This is a genomic window from Stenotrophomonas sp. STEN008, from assembly GCF_056760435.1.
The window spans coordinates 1-19,631 of record NZ_JBRRET010000054.1 but is presented as its reverse complement, the minus strand read 5'-3'; the positions used below and the strand labels follow the sequence as shown (position 1 = coordinate 19,631).

General features: G+C 68.4%; 16 protein-coding genes. 12 read left to right on the top strand and 4 right to left on the bottom strand.

Features of this window, described 5'->3' with window-relative positions:
* Positions 1-215: 215 nt before the first annotated feature.
* Positions 216-830, top strand: coding sequence for a DUF938 domain-containing protein (locus ACVOME_RS17440; RefSeq protein WP_164152952.1), 615 nt, complete (start codon positions 216-218; stop codon positions 828-830).
* A gap of 39 nt (positions 831-869) precedes the next feature.
* On the opposite strand, the gene ACVOME_RS17435 is transcribed toward ACVOME_RS17440, so the two are convergent.
* Entirely contained in the window at positions 870-4,556 is a 3,687-nt protein-coding gene (locus tag ACVOME_RS17435) for an indolepyruvate ferredoxin oxidoreductase family protein (protein WP_481505330.1), read from the bottom strand.
* Positions 4,557-4,728: 172 nt separating this feature from the next.
* Here ACVOME_RS17435 and ACVOME_RS17430 point away from each other — a divergent pair, with 172 nt between their 5' ends.
* Positions 4,729-5,367, top strand: a complete 639-nt coding sequence (locus tag ACVOME_RS17430; RefSeq protein ID WP_065182080.1) for a tetratricopeptide repeat protein — start codon at positions 4,729-4,731, stop codon at positions 5,365-5,367.
* A 72-nt stretch (positions 5,368-5,439) separates the two neighbouring features.
* On the opposite strand, the gene ACVOME_RS17425 is transcribed toward ACVOME_RS17430, so the two are convergent.
* Positions 5,440-6,924: an AAA family ATPase gene (locus tag ACVOME_RS17425; protein WP_065182079.1), complete on the bottom strand. Its 1,485-nt coding sequence runs from the start codon at positions 6,922-6,924 to the stop codon at positions 5,440-5,442.
* 123 nt (positions 6,925-7,047) lie between these two features.
* Between ACVOME_RS17425 and ACVOME_RS17420 the strand changes: the two genes are divergently transcribed.
* The 9 genes from ACVOME_RS17420 (at position 7,048) to ACVOME_RS17380 (ending at position 16,046) form a co-directional block, all read left to right on the top strand.
* Positions 7,048-7,677: a ParA family protein gene (locus ACVOME_RS17420; RefSeq protein ID WP_053519980.1), complete on the top strand. Its 630-nt coding sequence runs from the start codon at positions 7,048-7,050 to the stop codon at positions 7,675-7,677.
* Between the two features lie 51 nt (positions 7,678-7,728).
* Positions 7,729-8,205, top strand: coding sequence for a SixA phosphatase family protein (locus tag ACVOME_RS17415; RefSeq protein ID WP_053519979.1), 477 nt, complete (start codon positions 7,729-7,731; stop codon positions 8,203-8,205).
* A gap of 4 nt (positions 8,206-8,209) precedes the next feature.
* The gene (locus ACVOME_RS17410) at positions 8,210-8,827 is read left to right on the top strand and encodes a YceI family protein (protein ID WP_065174131.1); all 618 of its coding nucleotides are present in this window, start codon (positions 8,210-8,212) and stop codon (positions 8,825-8,827) included.
* Positions 8,824-10,899, top strand: coding sequence for a phospholipase D-like domain-containing protein (locus ACVOME_RS17405; RefSeq protein ID WP_476342884.1), 2,076 nt, complete (start codon positions 8,824-8,826; stop codon positions 10,897-10,899). The genes ACVOME_RS17410 and ACVOME_RS17405 overlap by 4 nt, the downstream gene beginning before the upstream one ends.
* 10 nt (positions 10,900-10,909) lie before the next feature.
* Positions 10,910-11,344: a hotdog fold thioesterase gene (locus ACVOME_RS17400; protein ID WP_053519976.1), complete on the top strand. Its 435-nt coding sequence runs from the start codon at positions 10,910-10,912 to the stop codon at positions 11,342-11,344.
* A 120-nt stretch (positions 11,345-11,464) separates the two neighbouring features.
* Positions 11,465-12,256, top strand: a complete 792-nt coding sequence (locus ACVOME_RS17395) for a lysophospholipid acyltransferase family protein (protein ID WP_053519975.1) — start codon at positions 11,465-11,467, stop codon at positions 12,254-12,256.
* A 7-nt stretch (positions 12,257-12,263) separates the two neighbouring features.
* Complete coding sequence (locus ACVOME_RS17390) at positions 12,264-13,298, top strand: YheT family hydrolase (RefSeq protein WP_080375346.1); 1,035 nt, start codon at positions 12,264-12,266, stop codon at positions 13,296-13,298.
* Between the two features lie 56 nt (positions 13,299-13,354).
* Positions 13,355-15,424, top strand: coding sequence for a tetratricopeptide repeat protein (locus tag ACVOME_RS17385; protein ID WP_065182076.1), 2,070 nt, complete (start codon positions 13,355-13,357; stop codon positions 15,422-15,424).
* 10 nt (positions 15,425-15,434) lie between these two features.
* Complete coding sequence (locus tag ACVOME_RS17380; RefSeq protein WP_065182075.1) at positions 15,435-16,046, top strand: YbhB/YbcL family Raf kinase inhibitor-like protein; 612 nt, start codon at positions 15,435-15,437, stop codon at positions 16,044-16,046.
* Positions 16,047-16,129: 83 nt separating this feature from the next.
* Here ACVOME_RS17380 and ACVOME_RS17375 read toward each other — a convergent pair whose 3' ends face one another.
* Both ACVOME_RS17375 and ACVOME_RS17370 read right to left on the bottom strand, forming a co-directional pair.
* On the bottom strand, positions 16,130-16,957 hold the full coding sequence (locus ACVOME_RS17375; RefSeq protein ID WP_053520265.1) for an META and DUF4377 domain-containing protein: 828 nt from the start codon (positions 16,955-16,957) through the stop codon (positions 16,130-16,132).
* Between the two features lie 73 nt (positions 16,958-17,030).
* Positions 17,031-17,825 carry an undecaprenyl-diphosphate phosphatase gene (locus ACVOME_RS17370; protein WP_053520271.1) on the bottom strand — a complete coding sequence of 265 codons (795 nt, stop codon included), beginning with the start codon at positions 17,823-17,825 and terminating at the stop codon, positions 17,031-17,033.
* Positions 17,826-18,044: 219 nt separating this feature from the next.
* On the opposite strand from ACVOME_RS17370, the gene glnA reads away from it, so the two are divergent.
* Positions 18,045-19,454, top strand: coding sequence for a type I glutamate--ammonia ligase (glnA, locus tag ACVOME_RS17365; RefSeq protein ID WP_053520266.1), 1,410 nt, complete (start codon positions 18,045-18,047; stop codon positions 19,452-19,454).
* The last annotated feature ends 177 nt before the right edge of the window (positions 19,455-19,631 follow it).

The window sequence follows — 19,631 nt, the reverse complement described above, 5'->3', positions numbered from 1 at the left end:
CGGGGTGGGTCCGGTTGCGGGGGCGTGAGCGCCATGGATGGCGCGACCGAGGCTACAGGGACGTATTCACGCCGTCCCCCGCAACCGGACCCACCCCGCCAACCCACGGATAGTCCGCTTTTGACGTTGATGTTGCTTCGGTGGGTGCAGGGCGCAGCCCTGCCGGACACCCTCCCTCGTGCACAATGGCCCGACCCCGTCCGGATGCCGTCCCGATGTCGAGCAAGCCGTATTCAGAAGCCTGCGAACGCAACCGCGAACCGATCGCTGCCGCGCTCGATCCGTGGATGGGCGACCGCCACCGGGTACTGGAGATCGGCAGCGGCACCGGCCAGCACGCCGTGTTCTTCGCCGAACGCTGGCCCTGGCTGCGCTGGCAGCCCAGTGATCACCCGGACCATCTGCCGGGTATCGAGGCGTGGCGCGCCGAGGCGGCACTGCTGAACCTGCTGCCGCCGGTGGCGCTGCAGGTTGAACTGCCACCGGCAGCAGGGCTGCCGGTGCCCGAGGGCAGTCTGTTCGACGCCGCATTCAGTGCCAATACGCTGCACATCATGAGCTGGGAGCACGTGCAGGCGCTGTTTGCCGCGTTGCCGTCGGTGCTGCGACATGGCGCACTGCTGGCGGTGTATGGCCCCTTCAACTACGGCGGCCGCTACACCAGTGACAGCAATGCGCGGTTCGATGAGTGGCTGAAGGCGCGGGATCCGCGCAGCGGCGTCCGCGATGCGGAGGCCGTGCAGGCGCTGGCCGCGGAAAGCGGCTTCACCCGCCTGCGCGATGTGGGGATGCCGGCCAACAACCGCCTGTTGGTGTGGCGGTTGGGCTAGGCAACCGCCGCGGCTGACGGTGGCCGGTGCTCCTCCGGCTCAAGCCACCTGCACGATATGCAGCGCCTTCGGGTTGCGCCACTGCGCCAGCAGCGCAGCTTCCCGCGCCTTGGCGCTCTCCACATGCGCTTCCTTGACGTGGCCGAAGCCGCGGATGTGCTCGGGGATGCTGGCGATCTCCACGGCCAACGCCAGGCGACCGTCATCCAGCCCGTCCAGCAGCAGCTGCACGGTGGCTTCGTAGTCGCCGATCAGCTTGCGCTCCATGCGGCGCTCGGCAGTGCGGCCGAACACATCGAAGGCACCGCCCCGCAGGAACTTCAGCTTCGCCAGCAGGCCGAACGCCTTGAACATCCACGGACCGTACTCCTTCTTCTGCAGCCGGCCCTGTTCATCCTTCTTCGCGAACAGCGGCGGCGCCAGATGGAAGCGCAGCTGGTAGTCACCCTCGAACTGCTGCTGCAGCCGGCGCTGGAAATCACCGCTGGTGTACAGGCGGGCGACTTCGTATTCGTCCTTGTAGGCCATCAGCTTGAACAGATAGCGGGCCACGGTCTCGGTCAGCGCGGTCGAGCCGCCGATGCGCTCGCGTTCGGCGGCGCGCACGCGTTCGACCACGCTGCGGTAGCGATCGGCGTAGGCGGCGTCCTGGTAGTCGACCAGGAACGCGGCGCGGCGTTCGATCATTTCATCCAGCGAGCGCGACAGGCGCGCGTCGTCCAGCGGCAGGAAGGCAACCTCGCCGCCATGCGAGGGCAGGCCACGCAGTTCGCGTTCGTCGCCAGTGTTGCGTGGCGCAGCGGTGGCACCCCACTCGTTGCCTTCCCACTCGCCCGGTGGCAGCGGATGCAGCGGGCCGGGCGTGGATTCGGTATCGGTATGGCGGTTGCGCACCAGGCCGGCGGCCTCCTGCACGGCCTGCGGATCGATCGCCGCCAGCCGGCCCCAGGCGAAGGCCTGCTGGTTCATCGCCACCGCCGCGCCGTTGAGCTCGATGGCACGCATCAGCGATTCGAACGACAGCGGCACCAGGCCCTGCTGCCAGGCGTAGCCGAGGATGAACAGGTTCGCGGCGATCGCATCGCCCAGCAGCGCCGTGGCCAGCTGGGTGGCATCGAGCAGCAGCGGCTCATCGCCGCCCAGCGCCACGCGCACGCCGGCGATGATGTCGGCCGCCGGGAACTGCATGTCGGGACGGGTGGTGAACGTGCCCGGCATCGCTTCGTAGGTGTTGAGCACGACCTGCGAGCGGCCTGCGCGCACCTTCGACAGTGCCCAGTAATCGTTGACCACCACCATGTCGCAGCCCAGTACGAGGTCGGCCTCACCGGCGGCGATGCGCACGGCGTGGATGTCCTCCGGCCGGCGTGCGATGCGGATGTGGGTGGTCACCGCGCCGCCCTTCTGCGCCAGGCCGGTCTGGTCGAGCACCGTGGCGCCCTTGCCCTCCAGGTGGCCGGCCATGCCCAGCAACGCGCCGATGGTGACCACGCCGGTACCGCCCACGCCGGTGATGAGGATGTTCCAGGGCTGCTCCAGGCTGCCGCGCACCGTCGGCGCCGGCAGGTTGTCCAGCAGGGACGATGCATCGCGCCGGCTGCCCTTTCGCGGCTTCCCGCCATGCACCGTGACGAAACTCGGGCAGAAGCCATTCACGCACGAGTAGTCCTTGTTGCAGTTGGACTGGTCGATCTCGCGCTTGCGCCCGAACTCGGTTTCCTTCGGCAGCACCGATACACAGAAGCTCTTCTTGCCACAATCGCCGCAGCCCTCGCAGACCAGCGAGTTGATCATCACGCGCTTGGCCGGATCTTCCAGCTTGCCGCGCTTGCGGCGCCGCCGCTTCTCGGTGGCGCAGGTCTGTTCGTAGATCAGGATCGAGACCCCCTTCACCTCGCGCAGGCGCTTCTGCACCTCGTCCAGCGCGCTGCGGTCGTGGAACTCGACGTCACTGGGGAAATGCTCGCGCTGGCGGGTCCACTTGGCGATGTCGTCGGACAGCACCACGATGGTGTGGATGCCTTCGGCGCGCATCTGCCGGGCGATATCCGGCACGTTGAGCGGGCCATCCACCGGCTGGCCACCGGTCATCGCCACCGCATCGTTGTAGAGGATCTTGTAGGTGATGTTGACGCCGGCCGCGATCGCCTGGCGGATCGCCAGCGAGCCGCTGTGGAAATAGGTGCCGTCGCCCAGATTCTGGAACACGTGCGGGGTATCGGTGAACGGCGCCTGCCCTGCCCAGGTCACGCCTTCGCCACCCATGTGGGTGAACGTGTCGGTGCTGCGGTCCATCCAGGTCACCATGTAATGGCAACCGATGCCGGCCAACGCACGTGAACCGTCCGGCACCGTGGTGGAGGTGTTGTGCGGGCAGCCCGAGCAGTAGTGCGGTACGCGCGGGAAGCTGGCGCGCGGCAACGCGAGCTCGGCCTCCTTCTGCTGCATCCACTGCAGGCGCTGTTCGATCGACTCGTTGTTGAAGAACCGCTGGATGCGCCGGCCGATCACGCCGGCGATGGTGGCTGGGGTCAGCTCGCCGGTGGACGGCAGGATCCATTCACCGGCTTCGTCGTACTTGCCGACGATGGACGGGCGCGGGCCCCAGCCGGCCGGCCAGTTGAAGAACTGCTCCTTCATCTGCCGCTCGATGAAGGCGCGCTTCTCCTCCACCACGATGATGTCGTCCAGGCCCTGCGCGAAGCGGGCGATGCCTTCCGGCTCCAGCGGCCAGGTCATGCCGACCTTGTAGACGCGGATGCCGATGTCGGCGCAGGCGGCCTCGTCCAGGCCCAGGTACTCCAGTGCCTGCAGCACATCCAGGTAGCTCTTGCCGGTGGTGACGATGCCCAGCCGTGCACGCGGCGCGTCCATCACCACCCGGTCGATGCCGTTGGCGCGGGCGAAGGCCTGCGCCGCCTTCACGGCATAGCGGTGCAGGCGCATCTCCTGGTCCAGCGGCGGGTCCGGCCAACGGATGTTGAGGCCGCCGGCCGGCATCGGGAAGTCGTCCGGCAGCACGATGCGACGCGCCAGCGGATCCACGTCGACCGATGCCGACGATTCCACCGTCTCGGCGATGGTCTTGAAGCCGACCCAGCGCCCGGTATACCGGCTCATCGCCCAGCCGAGCAGGCCCATGTCGAGAATGTCCTGCACGCCCGCCGGATTCAGCACCGGCATCATCGCGCTGACGAATTCATCCTCGCTGCCGTGCGGCAGGGTGGAGCTGCGGCACGCATGGTCATCGGCCGCCAGCGCCAGCACGCCGCCATGACGGGACGTGCCTGCCGCATTGGCGTGCTTGAAGACGTCGCCGCAGCGGTCCACGCCCGGGCCCTTGCCGTACCACATGCCGAACACGCCCTGTACGTTGGCGCCGGGGAACAGGTTGGTCTGCTGGGTGCCCCAGACCATGGTGGCGCCCAGGTCCTCGTTCAGGCCCGGGGTGAACTTCACCCGCGCGGCCTCCAGGTGCGTGCGGGCGCGCCACAGCTCCAGATCGAAGCCGCCCAGAGGGCTGCCGCGGTAGCCGCTGATGAACCCCGCGCTGTCGATGCCTTCGGCGGCATCCCGCAGCCGCTGCATCAGCGGCAGCCGCACCAGCGCCTGCACCCCGCTCAGGTAGATCCGTCCCTCGTTGCGGGTGTACTTGTGATCGAGCGTGTAATCACGGTCGATCAGGTCGGCGGAAGAGGGCGAGGTGAGTTGCGCGGTACTGGTCATGGCTGGCCCGGTCAGGATCGGCTGGCACCGGCCGCGTGCAGGCACGCGACGGGGAAGGCGCGAATTGTAGCAGTGAGGCCGCGCAGGCCCCGGCACTCGCGCCGGCGGCCATGCTGCGGTTAGGATCGGGAGGAGAGAGAGGGGCTGCGGTCGCAGCCCGGGGGAAGAAGGAATGTCAGTGGCAGTAAAGATCCTGACCGGCATCCTGCTGGTCTCGGGGGCGGCCTCCGCGTGGGCGGCGCCGGTATTGCCGGCACCACAGGAGTTCTATTTCGACAACGATGCCGCGGCTGCGCCGATGGTGGTCGTGCAGCAGTCGCAGGGCGATGCCCTGGTGGCGCAGCTGCTCAAGCAGCGCGAGCGTGGCCGGCGCGTGGTGGAAGCGACCGTGCAGCTGGCCTCGGTGGCGATCGCGCAGGGCCGTACCGAGCTTGGCGAGCAGCTGTACCGCGAAGCATTGAAGGATGCCCCGGTGCAGAGCAGCGTCGGTCGCGGCGTACGCTGGAACTATGGTTGGGACCTGCTGCGGCAGGGGCAGCCGGAGGCCGCGCTGGAGCAGTGGCAGGCCGCCGCCGGCAGTACGCTCAGCAAGCCGAGCTGGTTGCCGCCAAGCTACGCGTTGGCACTGTGGCGCCTGGGGCAGAAGGAGCAGGCAGTGCAGTGGTACGCCGCTGCCGTGCGCACCGAACCGTCGCAGTGGAGCGACAGCAGCCGCTACGCGCAGCTGCTGCCGCAGTGGCGCGAGGACGAGCGCGCGTCGCTGGCCGAAGTACAGCAGGCCTGGGCTGCCGCGCCGCCGGCCTGGCCCTGAGGGCAGGTGTGGTGCCGGGGTGCACCCGGCACCTGCAGAGGGCAACAGCCTGCGCCGCGGGTGGCAGACCGCTCAGTCGTCCGCAGACACCGTGCGACCGGACGCCCACTCGCGCAACGCCGCCACCTGCTCGGCCATCAGCACCGACAAGGGCCGTGTCGCCCGGATCTCGCCCATCAGCGTTTCAGTATCCAGCGGCCGGTTCTCGGCATGGGCCGCATACAGCCCGGCCACGATGGCCTGCTCGATCTCCGCACCGGAGAACCCGTTGGACGCTGCGGCAAGCGCCGGCAGCGCGAAGTCGTCCGCAGTGAGCTGGCGTCGCCCCAGGTGCAGGCGCAGCAGTTCCACCCGCACCTCGGGCGAGGGCAGGTCGACGAAGAAGATCTCGTCGAAGCGTCCCTTGCGCAGCAGCTCCGCGGGCAGCTCATGCACCTGGTTGGCGGTAGCGACGATGAACACCGGCGCCTTGCGTTCGGCCATCCAGGTCAGCAGGTAGCCAAGCACGCGGCGCGATACCCCACCGTCGTCGCCACCACTGGCCAGGCCCTTCTCGATCTCGTCCATCCACAGCACGCAGGGCGCCAGCTGCTCGGCCGAGGCCAGGGCCTGGCGCAGGTTGGACTCGGTCTCGCCGTGGTACTTGTTGTACAGCGCGCCCACGTCCAGGCGCAGCAGCGGTACGCCGAACCCGGCGGCGGTGGCCTTGGCCAGCATCGACTTGCCGCAGCCCTGCACGCCCAGCAACAGCATGCCGCGCGGTGGATCCAGCCCTGCCGGTGCCGAGCCGGCGATGAACGCGACACGGCGCTGGTTGATCCAGCGCTTGAGCCGGTTGGCGCCGGCCACGTCGCCGAAGCGCGCGCTGTCATGCTCGAAGAACAGGTGGCCGCTGCGGTTGAGCAGCTCGAACTTCAGCCGCGCCAGCTGCGGCAGGTCGTCGTCGCGCAGCGCACCGTCGGCGTAGATGAGCTGCCGGGCGATGCGCCGGGCGTCGACCAGGCTCAGGCCCTGCAGGTTCTTCAGGATCTTCTTCACCGCCTCGCTGTCGACCTCCACGCGGCGGCCACCGTGCTCGCGTGCATAGGCATCGGCCTCTTCGCGCAGCATCTTCAGCAGCGCATTGGCGTCGGGCAGGCGCGGGTTGAAGCGCACCGCCAGGGCTTCCAGTTCGGCCGGCAGCTCGACCTTGGCGCCGATCAGCACCAGCACATGGGGTTCGCTGTGGCGGCGCTGGATCAGGTCGCGCAGCGCGCGCTGGTGGCTGGCATAGCCCAGATAGGGATGGAAATCGAGCAGCAGGTACACCCCGCGCTGGTCGGCCTGGCGGATCATCTGCAGCGCCGCGCTGGCATCGGGCGGTCCGACCGGCGCATCCTCGCTGTCCAGATCGATGCGGCGCAGGCCCTCGGTGATCGACCAGCGGTGCAGGGCCCGCCATACATGCATCAGTGTCTGCCGGAACAACTCGACGATGCGGCCCTCGTCCTGGGTCTCCACCACGATCAGGGGGGTATTGGCGCGGATCAGCGCGCTCAGGTCCTGCAGTTCGCTCATGCGGGTTCGATCCTTCGGGGGCGTCACCATAGCAAAGCCGATGCCGACAGGTTCAGCGCGGCTCTACCTCCCGTCACCATCGCCGGTGTACGCTCGGGGCACGTACCCGGAAGCGAGGCTGGCATGAAGACGATCCTGGTGGCCGGTTCCAAGGGCGGGGTGGGCAAGACCACCGTCGCCACCCACCTGGCCGCGTACGCGGCATTGCAGGGCAAGGCCACGGTGATCGCCGATGCCGACCCGCAGGGCTCCAGCACCCGCTGGGCACAGCGCCGCGCCGGCCTGGAAAGCGCGGTGCTGCCGATCGACGTGTACCGGAAGAAGCAATGGGCCCAGAAGCTGCCCGATGGCACCGAGACCGTCATCATCGATGCGCCTGCCGGCGCGTTGGCCGACGATATCCCCCATTTCCTTGATGCCGCCGATGCGGTGGTGGTGCCGGTGCTGCCCTCGGCGCTGGACATCGAAGCCATCGTCGGCTTCCTCAACAGCCTGGCCCAGGTGCCGCGCGTGCACAGCCGCAAGCTGCCGGTGGGGCTGGTGCTCAACCGCACCAAGCCCTGGACCCAGACCTCGCAGCAGGCGCTGCAGATGCTGGCCGAATGGCCGTACCCGGTGGTCGCACAGCTGCGCGACAGCCAGAGCTACGTGGTCATGACCGGCCTGGGCCGCAGCCTGTTCGACTATCGCTCCGCCCAGGTGCGCGAGCACCAGGCCGACTGGGAACCTCTGCTGTCCTGGCTGAAGCTGTGACCGTTCACGCCTGGGCCCTTGCTCCACTCCCCGATTCCATGGATATCCGCGATGCGTGAACTGATCCTGCTGCGCCATGCCCACGCCGAACCGGCCACCCCGGGCCAGGCCGACCTCGACCGGCCCCTGTCGCCGGTCGGGCTTGCCGAAGCCGAAGCCGCCGGCCGCTGGCTGAAGGAGAACAAGCTGCTGCCGGATTGCGTGCTGTGCTCGCCTTCGCGGCGGACCCGCGAAACCCTGGAAGCGGTGATGGCGGCCATCGGCTATGTCGAAAAGCGCCTGGAAGACCGCATCTACGAAGCCACCCCGGGCACCCTGGCGGCACTGGTGGATGAACGCCGCGATCTCGACCGCGTGCTGGTCGTGGGCCACAACCCCGGCCTGGAACGGCTGGTGGCCCTGATGACCGAAGGCAGCAGCAGCGATTACCGCGGCATGCCGCCGGCCGGCATCGCGGTGCTCGGCTTCCCGCGCGAAGCGGCGATCGAGCCGGGCGTGGCCAGCCTGAACGCCTTCTGGTGGCCGTGAGCCGATGAGCCTGCGGTGGCCCGGCCGCTGCCTGTTGCCCCTGCTGCTGGCACTCGCCCCGGCCTGGGCGGGCGTGCCCCAGCCAACCACGTTGCCTCCGGTGCGCGCCGATGGCCCCCGCGTGCTGCTGCTCGACACCCAGCATTCGCGCATCGGCTTCGAAGTACGCACCCGCTTCGGGCAGCGCATCGAGGGGGTGTTCCCGCAGTTCGAGGGGCGCATCGAGGTGCTCTCCGACGGCCGCCACCAGGTGCACCTGAAGATGTTCACCCGTTCGGTGGAGATTCCCGGCAAGGCCCGCTACACCGGCTGGATGCGGGGCGAGGAGTTCTTCGACGCCGGGCGGCACCCCATGGTGGAGTTCGATTCGCTGCCCTACTGGCCCGACACGGTGGCCGAAGGCGGCGACATCGAAGGCCGTCTGACCCTGCGCGGGGTCAGCCATCCTGAATCGCTGCGGGTCGAGAAGGCGCAGTGCGCCCGACCCGGCTATGATTGCGACGTCGTCAGCCGCGGTACCGTGCAACGAGGCCGGTATGGCATGGACAGCTGGCAGCTTGCCTTGAGTGACCGAGTGACCTTCGTATTGCGAGCGCGCCTGAGCGAGGCGCCGAAACCGTGAATCTGCTGCTGCGGGTGCTGGCGCTGGCAACGGTGTTGCTTGGCAGTGGCTGTGCGTCGCTGTCGCACGCCGAGCGCGACCGTGCCGAAGCGATTGCCGTGCAGGCGCGCTCCACCGAGGTCGAGTGCCAGCGTGCCGACCGCTGCGCGCAGGAGTCGCCGCTGCGCGCGCTCGCCGGCCGCGCATTCAGCGAGTCCACCGAAACCCGTCCCCGTCATTACGCCACCCTGCTGGACGAGGGGGAGGGCGCGCTGGTCGCGCGCCTGAACCTGTTGCGCAGTGCCACCCGCAGCATCGATCTGCAGACCTATATCTTCGACAAGGACGACAGTGCCCGGCTGGTCATCGATGAACTGCTCGCCGCCTCGAAGCGGGGAGTGAAGGTGCGGCTGCTGATCGACCAGCTCTCGGCCATCTCCGACCTGCAGATTCTCGGCGCCCTGTCCGGCGCCCACGAGAACTTCCAGCTGCGGGTGTACAACCCGACCTTCGGCAAGGCGCGGCTGAACTACTTCGACTATGCCGGCAGCGTGCTGTGCTGTTTCCGCCGCTTCAACCAGCGCATGCACAACAAGCTGCTGGTGATTGATGACGCAATCGGCGTGGTTGGCGGCCGCAACTACCAGGACGACTATTACGACTGGGACCGCGAGTACAACTTCCGCGATCGCGACGTATTGATCGCCGGCCCGGAAGCGCGCGAGATGGCGGCCAACTTCGATGCGTTCTGGCGCGCCCGCCGCAGTGTGCCGGCCGAACGCCTGAACGACGTCGGACGCACGCTGCTGCGCGAGGGCGTGCCGGCCCTGCCGCCCGCCACCTTCCGCCGTCCCGAGCGGGTGCAGCGGGTCAGCGCGGAGGCCAACGACATGGACTTCGTCACCCGCTCCTTCGTCGACACCGCGTTGCCGGTGGCGTCGGTGCGCTACGTCGCCGACCTGCCGCGAAAGCATCGGCGCGAAAAGGTCGATGCGCCGCTGGCCAGCCAGCACGTCACCGAGCCACAGCTCGACGCACTGATCGCCAGCGCGCAGCACGAAGTGATCCTGCAGACGCCGTACCTGGTGCTGTCCAAACCCGCGCAGACATTGTTCCGCGATCTGCGCAAGCGTCCGCAGCCGCCGCGCGTGCTGGTGTCCACCAACAGCCTGGCGGCCACCGACAACCCGATCGTCTACGCGCTGTCGTACAAGTACAAGCGGCGCAACATGCGTGAGCTGGGCTTCAACATCTTCGAATACAAGCCGTTCCCGCTCGATGCGCCGGTCGACTACCGCAACCTGCTGCCGGACCCGATCGAGGCGCCGCCGGGCCAGGACAGTGGCGGACGCAATCCGCTGATCGGCGGCAGCGCTGCCGGCAGCAATGCCCGCAGCGGCGGTACGTCCACCGCCACCGACGCCGCCGCCGCCGCCACGACTGGCGCCGACGAAGCGCCGGCGGTTTTCCGCCCCCGCACCGGCAGCGCCTACGAGAATGCGCGGGCGCGCCGCCGCGCCGCCGGCAGTGAAGTGGAAACGCGTCTGCTGCGCACCGAGACGCGGCCTTCGTTCCTGGGCAGCAAGGCGGTCAACAAGCCGCTGCCTGTGACCCGCAAGGGTGCGCGCATGGGGTTGCACGCGAAGTCGCTGGTGGTCGACCGCCGCATCGGCGTGGTCGGCACCCACAACTTCGATCCGCGCAGCGAGAACTACAACACCGAAGGTGCGGTGATCATCGACGATCCGGTGTTCGCCGAGCAGCTGGCGCAGAGCATCCTGCGCGACATCCACCCGCAGAACTCCTGGACGGTCGCGCCACGCGCCAAGCCGCCGGTGCTGTCCGGGCTCAACTACAGCGTCGGCAAGGCCTCCGAAGCGCTGCCGATCCTCGATTTCTGGCCGTGGCGCTACGCCACCGACTACGAGTTCAAGCCGGGTCCGGACTGCCCGCAGCCGCTGCCCCGGCAGAGCCCGGACTTCCACCAGTGCTACGTTGCCGTGGGCGACTTCCCCGAAGTCAACGTCGGACCGAAGTGGCTGCTGGTGCGCATGCTGACCGCGTTCGGCGCCGGCCTCGTCCCCATCCTCTGAAGGTGCCCGCATGACCCAGGTGTTCCGCGAAGCCGTATCCCTCGAGCAGCTCAACGCGCTCAGCCGCAACACGGCCATCGCGTCGCTGGGCATCGTCTTCAGCGCTGCCGGTGAAGACTGGCTGCAGGCCACCATGCCGGTGGACGAGCGCACCCGCCAGCCCTACGGAATTCTGCATGGCGGCGCATCGGTGGTGCTGGCCGAGACCCTGGGCAGCAGCGCGGGGAATCTGTGCGTGGAGGCCGGCAAGCAGATCTGCGTGGGCCTGGAGATCAACGCCAACCATGTGCGCGCGGTGCGTTCGGGCACCGTCACCGGTACCGCACGCGCGCTGCACGTGGGTCGCAGCACGCAGCTGTGGGAGATCCGCATCGAGGACGAGCAGGGCCGGCTGGTGTGCATCTCGCGGCTGACCCTGGCCGTGGTGGCTGCCGGCCACGGCTGAGCCCCTGGCCAGGCCCGCGACAGCGGCGGAACCCAGCGTTCCCCGCCGATTGCCCCGATCAAGCGGATTTATGGCCTGAACCAGCTGGCAGCGATGGCAGCCCTCCGGTATCGTGCGCGGATGACTTCCCCCACTCCGGCCCCCCGCGGCGGCGTGGCGCGTGTGTGCCGTTACCTGTACCGCGTACCGCTGCTGTTGGTCCACATCCTCGTGTTCCTGCCGCTCACCCTGCTGGGCATGCTCGCGCCGTGGGCGAACCTGCGCGTGGGCCAGGACCGTCTCGGTGCCAAAGTGGTGAACGCGTGGCAGGGCGGCCTGATGTGGATCTTCGGTTTCCGCCTGGTGCGCTTCGGCCAGCCGCTGCCCGGCGCGGTGCTGTTCGTCGCCAACCACGTCAGCTGGGTCGACATCAGCATCCTGCACAGCCAGCGCATGATGGGCTTCGTCGCCAAGCGCGAGATCGCCGGCTGGCCGGTGGTCGGCTGGCTGGCCGCGCGCGGCCAGACCATCTTCCACCAGCGTGGCAACACCGAGTCGCTCGGTGGGGTGATGCAGGTGATGGCCGATCGCCTGCGTGAAGGCAAGGCCGTGGGCGTGTTCCCGGAGGGGCGCACCCGCGGGGGCCACGAAGTGGGCCCGTTCCACGCCCGGATCTTCCAGGCGGCAGTCGAGACCGGTGTGCCGGTGCAGCCGGTGGCGCTGGTGTACGGAACGAAGGGCGACGCGCAGACGATCGTGGCCTTCGGCCCGGGCGAGAGTTTCTTCGCCAATTTCCTGCGCCTGCTCGGTGAGCCGGCGCGACGTGCGGAAGTGCACTTCCTGGCACCGATCGGTGCCCAGGATCTGGAAGGCCGTCGGCGCATCGCGGAGACCTCGCGCGCGCGCATCGTGGCGGCCATGAGCGGGGAGTGAGGCCGTGGTGGCCCTGGTCCCGCCACCGCCTGTCGACGCATCCGCGTCGATGCTGACTGCGGCCGATTACCAGCCGCCGCGCTGGCTGCGCAATCCCCACCTGCAGTCGATGCTCAGTTCCAGCCGCATGCGCCTGCAGCGCGGCCTGCTGCTGCTGGCCGCCACCGGCGCAGTCAGCGAGGAAATGATCCTCGATGGTGGCGAGGGCGTGCGCCTGCAGGGCTGGCACAGCCACGTCGAGGGGCGCGAGCCGCGTGGCATCGCACTGCTGCTGCATGGCTGGGAAGGCAGCGCCGAGTCCAGCTACATGCGCATGGCCGCCGCGCGCATGCTCGAGCAGGGCTTCGACGTGGTGCGGCTGAACTTCCGTGACCATGGCAACACCCATCACCTCAACCCCGGCATCTTCCACTCCAACCTGATCGACGAAGTGGTGCATGCCGCGGGCGATGTCGCCCAGCGCTGGCCGCACCTGCCGCTGGTCGCCGCTGGCTACTCGCTGGGTGGCAACTTTGTGCTGCGCCTGGCCCTGCGTGCGCCGGCAGCCGGCGTGCCGCTGCTGCGGGTGGCCTCGGTGTGCCCGGTGCTGGACCCGGCGTTGACCATGGAGAGCATCGAGAACGGCCCGGCGATGTACGACTGGTATTTCCGCCGCAAGTGGACCGTCTCGCTGCGCCGCAAGCGCGACCTGTTCCCCGAGTTGAGTGATTGCGACGATCGCGTGCTGAAGCTGGACATCCGCGCGCTGACCGCATGGCTGGTCGAGCGCCATACCACCTTCGGTTCGCTGCAGGCGTACTTCGACGGCTACTCGATTGCCGGTGATCGCCTGTCCGGGCTGCAGGTGCCGGCCGACATCCTGATGGCACAGGATGATCCGGTGATCCCGTATTCGACATTCCGCGACTGGCAGCTGCCACGCCAGGCGCATCTGGAAACGGCGTGCTGGGGCGGTCACTGCGGTTTCCTGGAAAACTGGCGCGGTGACGGCTTCTCCGAGCGCTGGGTGGCGCAGCGCCTGCGGCGGGTTCTGCAGGCCTGAACCGGGACCGGCGCGCAGGCCGCTACAATGCGGGTTTGCCCTTGAACCGGACCGCCATGCAAGACCAGATCATCCAAGCGTTGCGCCAGAACGAGGCCGGCCAGGCCGTGCAGCTGGCCCAGGCGTGGACCCGTGACGAACCCGGCCTGGCCGCGGCCCACCGCTGGCTGGCGCTTGCGCTGCAGCAGCAGGGCAAGCCCGGCGACGCAATGGACGCCCTGCAGCAGGCGCTGCGGCTGGCCCCCGACGATGCCCAGCTGCATCTGCAGCATGCCGGCCTGCTGTTGGCGCTGCGCGAATACCAGGGCGCCGACGAGGCGCTGCTGCGTACCACCGATCTCAATCCGAACGCCTTTTCCGCCTACCTGATGCAGGCGCACCTGGCGATCGGCCGTAATGACTTCGATGAAGCCCAGCGCCTGTCGACCCTGGCCGCGCGCGTTGAACCGGATCACCCCGATCTGCTGCACATCGACGGCATGATCGCCCTGCGCCGTGACGATCCTGATCGCGCGCTGGTGCTGCTGTCGCAGGCCAACCAGGCCCAGCCGAATGATCCGCGCGTGCTGTATGCACTGGGCTTTGCCTATCTGGGCAAGGACATGCTGGCATTCGCCGAGCAGGCCTTCCGCCGCGTGCTGGAGCTCAACCCGTCGCTGTCGTCCCTGCACGGGCTGGTCGTGCAGCTGGCGTTGCGGCAGGGCAATCTCGAGGCCGCCGCCGAGGCCATGCAGGTGGCGCTGCAGCAGCCAGGCATGGACCACGCATCGCTGCGGCGCCTGGCCGGTGAGCTGGCGCTGCGCAGCGGGCAGCCCTTGCAGGCGCTGGAACACCTGCTGCCGCTGCTGGAATCGCAGCCGGCAGACCGGCAGATGCTGCAGCTGCTGCTGATGTCGTGGCAGCGGCTGGGCCGCGAGGAAGAAGCACGCGCACGCCTGGATGCGGCGCTGGAAAACAACCCGCAGCTGCATGACCTGTGGCTGGCACGCCTGTCGGTGGAAGAGGTGGGCAGCGATGCGGCGGTTGCCGTGGTCGAGCGCTGGATCGAAGCGATGCCTGGCCATGTGCCCGCCCTGGAGGCGCGTCTGCGGCTGCACGACATGGCGGGTGAGCACGCACAGGCTGAAGGCATCGCAGAACGCATCGTCAGCCTCGAGCCGGGCCGTGTCAGCGCCGAGTCCCGCCTTGTCGAGGGCCTGCTGCAGCGCGACCCCGCTGCTGCCGTCGCCCGCGTGCAGGCGCTGATCGAACAGGCCGCGGAGGGCCATCGCGCTGACCTGCGCACCTGGCTGGGCGAGATCCAGGATCGCGCCGGGCAACCGGATGCCGCCCTGGCAACCTGGCTGGCGCTGCAGGCCGACCAGGCGCCGCAGCGCCTGCCGCTGCCGCCGCAGGCGAAGGCACCGCCGAGCTGGCCGGACAAGGGCAGTGTCGACGAATCCAACACGTCGGCGCCGATTTTCCTGTGGGGCGCACCGGGTTCGGGTGTGGAGCGCGTGGCGACCGGCCTGGCCGCTGCCAGCCCGGTGCTGCGCAGTGATCGCTACACCAGCAACCCGCCGGATGACGCGTTCCAGAACTACCACACGCTGCAGGACCTGGCGTCCGGCGTGCTGACGCCGGAGCGGCTGGTGCAGCGCTGGCGCGAGCAGCTGCCGGCGCGCGGCGTGCAGGGCGACACGATCATCGACTGGCTGCTGTGGTGGGACAACGCGCTGCTGTGGGCCCTGCGCCCGCAGCTGCCGCAGGGCCGCCTGCTGATCGTGCTGCGTGATCCGCGCGACATGCTGCTGGACTGGGTGGCCTATGGCGCTGCCGCGCCGCTGGCGATGACCTCGCTGGCCGAGGCCGGCGAATGGCTGGCGCGTGCGCTGGCCCAGGTCGCGACCCTGAACGAGGAAGATCTGTACCCGCATGTGCTGCTGCGGATCGATCACATCGGCAATGATGCGCAGGCGATGGCCGAGCTGCTGGGACGCCTGTTCGAGCGCCCCATGCCCGTGGCAGCCCAGCTTGGCGTGCCGCGCTTCCCGCCGGGCCACTGGCGCCACTACCGCGACGTGATGAGCGCCGCTTTCGCCCAGCTGACACCGATCGCGGTGCGCCTGGGCTACCCGGAAGAGTGAGGACCGTCCGATGAAACTGAGCAGCCACAGCCTGACCAACGGCGCACCGATCGACCGCGAATTCGCCGCCGGCGACACCGCCGGTTTCGCGCCGGACCGCAATCCCCACCTGGCCTGGAGCGATGTGCCCGAGGGCACCCGCTCGTTCGTGCTGATCTGCGTGGACCCGGATGTGCCGACCGTGCCGGACACCGTCGGCCGCAGTGATATGACGGTGCCACGCGACCAGCCGCGCTGCGACTTCGTGCACTGGGTGATGGCCGACATCCCTGCCAGCGTGCACGAGATCGCCGCGGGCAGCTGCAGCGATGGCTTCGTGGTCAAGGGCAAGGCCGCACCGGCCGGTCCGGCCGGCAGCCGGCAGGGCCTGAACGACTTCACCGGCTGGTTCGCCGGCAATCCGGACATGGCCGGTGATTACCTGGGCTACGACGGCCCGTACCCGCCGTTCAACGACGAGCGGCTGCACCGCTACTTCTTCCGTGTGTTCGCGCTGGACGTGGCCGCGCTGGCGTTGCCGGAGCGCTTCACCGCCGCGGATGTCCATCGCGCCATGCATGGCCATGTGCTGGCCGAGGCGGCGCTGCACGGCACCTACACGTTGAATCCGGCGCTGGCCTGACCGCGCAGCGTGTTTCTGCAGCGCCGGGCAGTACGCCCGGCGGCAATGAAGAAGGGCGGCCCTGCGGCCGCCCTTCTGCATGCTTACTTCTTCTCGACGGCCGACTCGACCACCATGTCCAGCACATACGCCTGCGACGGCGCATCGGCCGGCGGGTTCTTCACCTCGTAGCGCTTCACCCGCACGACGTTGCGCACGCCGTCTTCGTGGGTGTAGCCCTCGATGTTGCCGTAGAAGTTCTCGAACTTGCCCGGCTCGCCCTGCTTGAGGCCCTTGTCGTCATACTTCACCTCGCGGACCTGCAGGCACTGGTAGTCCGGGATCAGCGGGTGCGAGCACTTCTCGGTCCGGGCGGCCACTTCCAGGAACACGGTTTCGCCGGCGCCGCCATAGCGGGTTTCAGCGGTGGGTTCCGGAGCGAAGACCAGCGTGTCGCCCTGTGCGCTGGTCAGGGTCAGCGTGCCGGCGGCATCCTGCTCCGCCTTCAGTTCGCCCTGCAGGCGGCTGGATACGGCCTCGTCCAGCGCCATCAGCGACTTGTCCGCGCAGGCCATCATCGTCGAGGCCATCGCGCTGACACTCAGCTTTCCGTCGGCCAGGGTGTAACCGCCACTCATGCGGTTGCAGGTATTGCTGACCGACAGGCGGCCATCGACGAAGTCCAGGGTGACCGGCTTGTCTTCACGGGCGAACAGCGCGTCGATGCGCTTGCCGTCGGCGGCCGTGGCCTTCTGCAGCCGCCAGTGCTGGCTCTGCAGGCGCTGCGCGTCCAGGTGCGCCAGCGTCTGCTGGTCTGCCGCCTTGGTCGCCGCCGGGGCCACGTCGTCGCCGCCGGTTCCGGCCGGGGCCGGGGTCTGGCTGCAGGCGGCCAGCAGGGCCAGCGGGAGGAGCAGGGTGAGCTTGCGGTTCATGGTGATTCTCCTTGGGGAACCGAGGGGGAAACGGGGCGGGGCCGGCAACGGGGTTGCCGTTCCCCGCCGCTGTTCAGGTGCCGGACGGCAACCACAGCAGCAGTGCGGCACCCAGCGCGATGCGGTACAGGGCGAACGCGGTGAAGCGGTGCGATTTGATGTAGCCCAGCAGCCACTTCACTACGATGAAGCCGGTGATGACGGCGGCAACGAACGCCACGCCGACATCGGCCCAGTTCTCGCTGGCCAGTTGTCCCTTCTTGGCCAGCTCGAGGAACGCATAGGCGCTGGCGGCGAACATGGTGGGAATGCCGACCAGGAACACGAACTCGGCGGCGGCTGCGCGACGGCTCAGGCCCAGCAGCATGGCCAGGAAGATGGCCGACGCCGAGCGCGAGGTGCCGGGGAACACGCCGGCCACCACCTGTGCCAGACCGACACCGATCGCCACCGTCCAGGTAACCTGGTCGCGGTCGGGCAGGCGCGCGGTATACAGCTCCACCAGCAGCATCCAGATGCCGCCGATGATCAGCGCCCAGGCGATCGGGCTGACCGTTTCCGGAAGTTCCCAGCCGAGCAGGCGCACCGGCAGCCCGACCACGGCGGTGACCAGGAATGCCGCGCCCAGCTTGAACACGTAGTCGCGGTTCTCGCGCTGTCCCAGGCCGGTGGCCAGACTCCACAGGCGCTGGCGGAACACCAGCACCACGGCCAGGATCGCGCCGGCCTGGATGATGATGTTGAAGAAATCCGAACGTGCGCCCAGCCAATGCTGGGCGATCAGCAGGTGGCCGGTACTGGAGATCGGCAGGAATTCGGTCAAGCCTTCGAGGATGCCCAGCAGCAGGGCGGAGAGCAGGTCGGACATGGACAGTGCGGGCGCGTGCGGCGGAAGAAGGTCGAGAGGATAGACCATCCATGCCGCACCAAAGGGGTGCATCCGCGTGCCTGCGCACCCCTTTGGTGCAGGCTGTGCCGCACTGACGCAGTGCACGCTGTGTGAAATCAAGGACTTGCAGGGCGCAAAAAGTTGGCACGGTCATTGCTGTACCTCAGCAGGCATTCATTCCCATCCGAGGTCGTACCGATGTCCGTGGAAAACGTTGAGAAGCTGATCAAGGACAACCAGATCGAGTTCGTCGATCTGCGCTTTGTCGACATGCGCGGTGTCGAACAGCATGTCACCTTCCCGGTCAGCATCGTCGAAGCGTCGCTGTTCGAAGAAGGCAAGATGTTCGATGGCAGCTCGATCGCCGGCTGGAAGGGCATCAACGAATCGGACATGGTCCTGCTGCCGGATCCGTCCAGCGCCTATGTCGATCCGTTCTACGCCGATCCCACTCTGGTGATCAGCTGCGACATCCTCGATCCGGCCACCATGCAGGCCTACGGCCGCTGCCCGCGCGGCATCGCCAAGCGTGCCGAGGCCTACCTGAAGTCCTCGGGCATCGCCGAATCGGCGTTCTTCGGCCCGGAGCCGGAATTCTTCATCTTCGACTCGGTCCGTTTCGCCAATGAAATGGGCAACACCTTCTTCAAGGTCGACTCGGAAGAAGCCGCCTGGAACAGCGGCGCGAAGTACGACGGCGCCAACAGCGGCTACCGCCCGGGCGTGAAGGGCGGCTACTTCCCGGTGCCGCCGACCGACACCCTGCACGACCTGCGTGCGGAAATGTGCAAGACGCTGGAACAGGTCGGCATCGAAGTGGAAGTGCAGCACCACGAGGTGGCCACCGCCGGCCAGTGCGAGATCGGCACCAAGTTCAGCACCCTGGTGCAGAAGGCCGATGAGCTGCTGCGCATGAAGTACGTCATCAAGAACGTCGCGCACCGCAACGGCAAGACCGTCACCTTCATGCCCAAGCCGATCGTCGGCGACAACGGCAGCGGCATGCACGTGCACCAGTCGCTGTCCAAGGGCGGCGCCAACCTGTTCTCCGGCGACGGTTACGGCGGCCTGAGCCAGCTGGCGCTGTGGTACATCGGCGGCATCTTCAAGCACGCCCGCGCCATCAATGCCTTCGCCAACTCGGGCACCAACAGCTACAAGCGCCTGGTGCCGGGCTTCGAAGCACCGGTGATGCTGGCCTATTCGGCGCGCAACCGTTCGGCGTCGTGCCGCATTCCGTGGGTCTCCAACCCGAAGGCGCGCCGCATCGAAATGCGCTTCCCCGATCCGATCCAGTCCGGTTACCTGACCTTCACCGCGCTGATGATGGCCGGCCTGGACGGCATCAAGAACCAGATCGACCCGGGCGCACCGAGCGACAAGGACCTGTACGACCTGCCGCCGGAAGAAGAGAAGCTGATTCCGCAGGTCTGCTCCTCGCTGGACCAGGCGCTGGAAGCGCTGGACAAGGACCGTGAGTTCCTGAAGGCCGGCGGCGTGATGAGCGATGACTTCATCGACGGCTACATCGCCCTGAAGATGCAGGAAGTGACCAAGTTCCGCGCGGCGACCCACCCGCTGGAATACCAGCTGTACTACGCCAGTTGACCGGGCGGGGGGGGGGGGGGGGGGGGGGGGGCCCCCCCCCCCCCCCCCCCCCCCCCCCCCCCCCCCCGGCCCGGCCAGCCGAGCGTGGGCCGGCCCCGTATCCCTGTTCCATTCCCCACGCAGATGTCACACCGTTGCGCTAGTCTGTAGCCAGGTCGCAACAGGAGTTCCCGCATG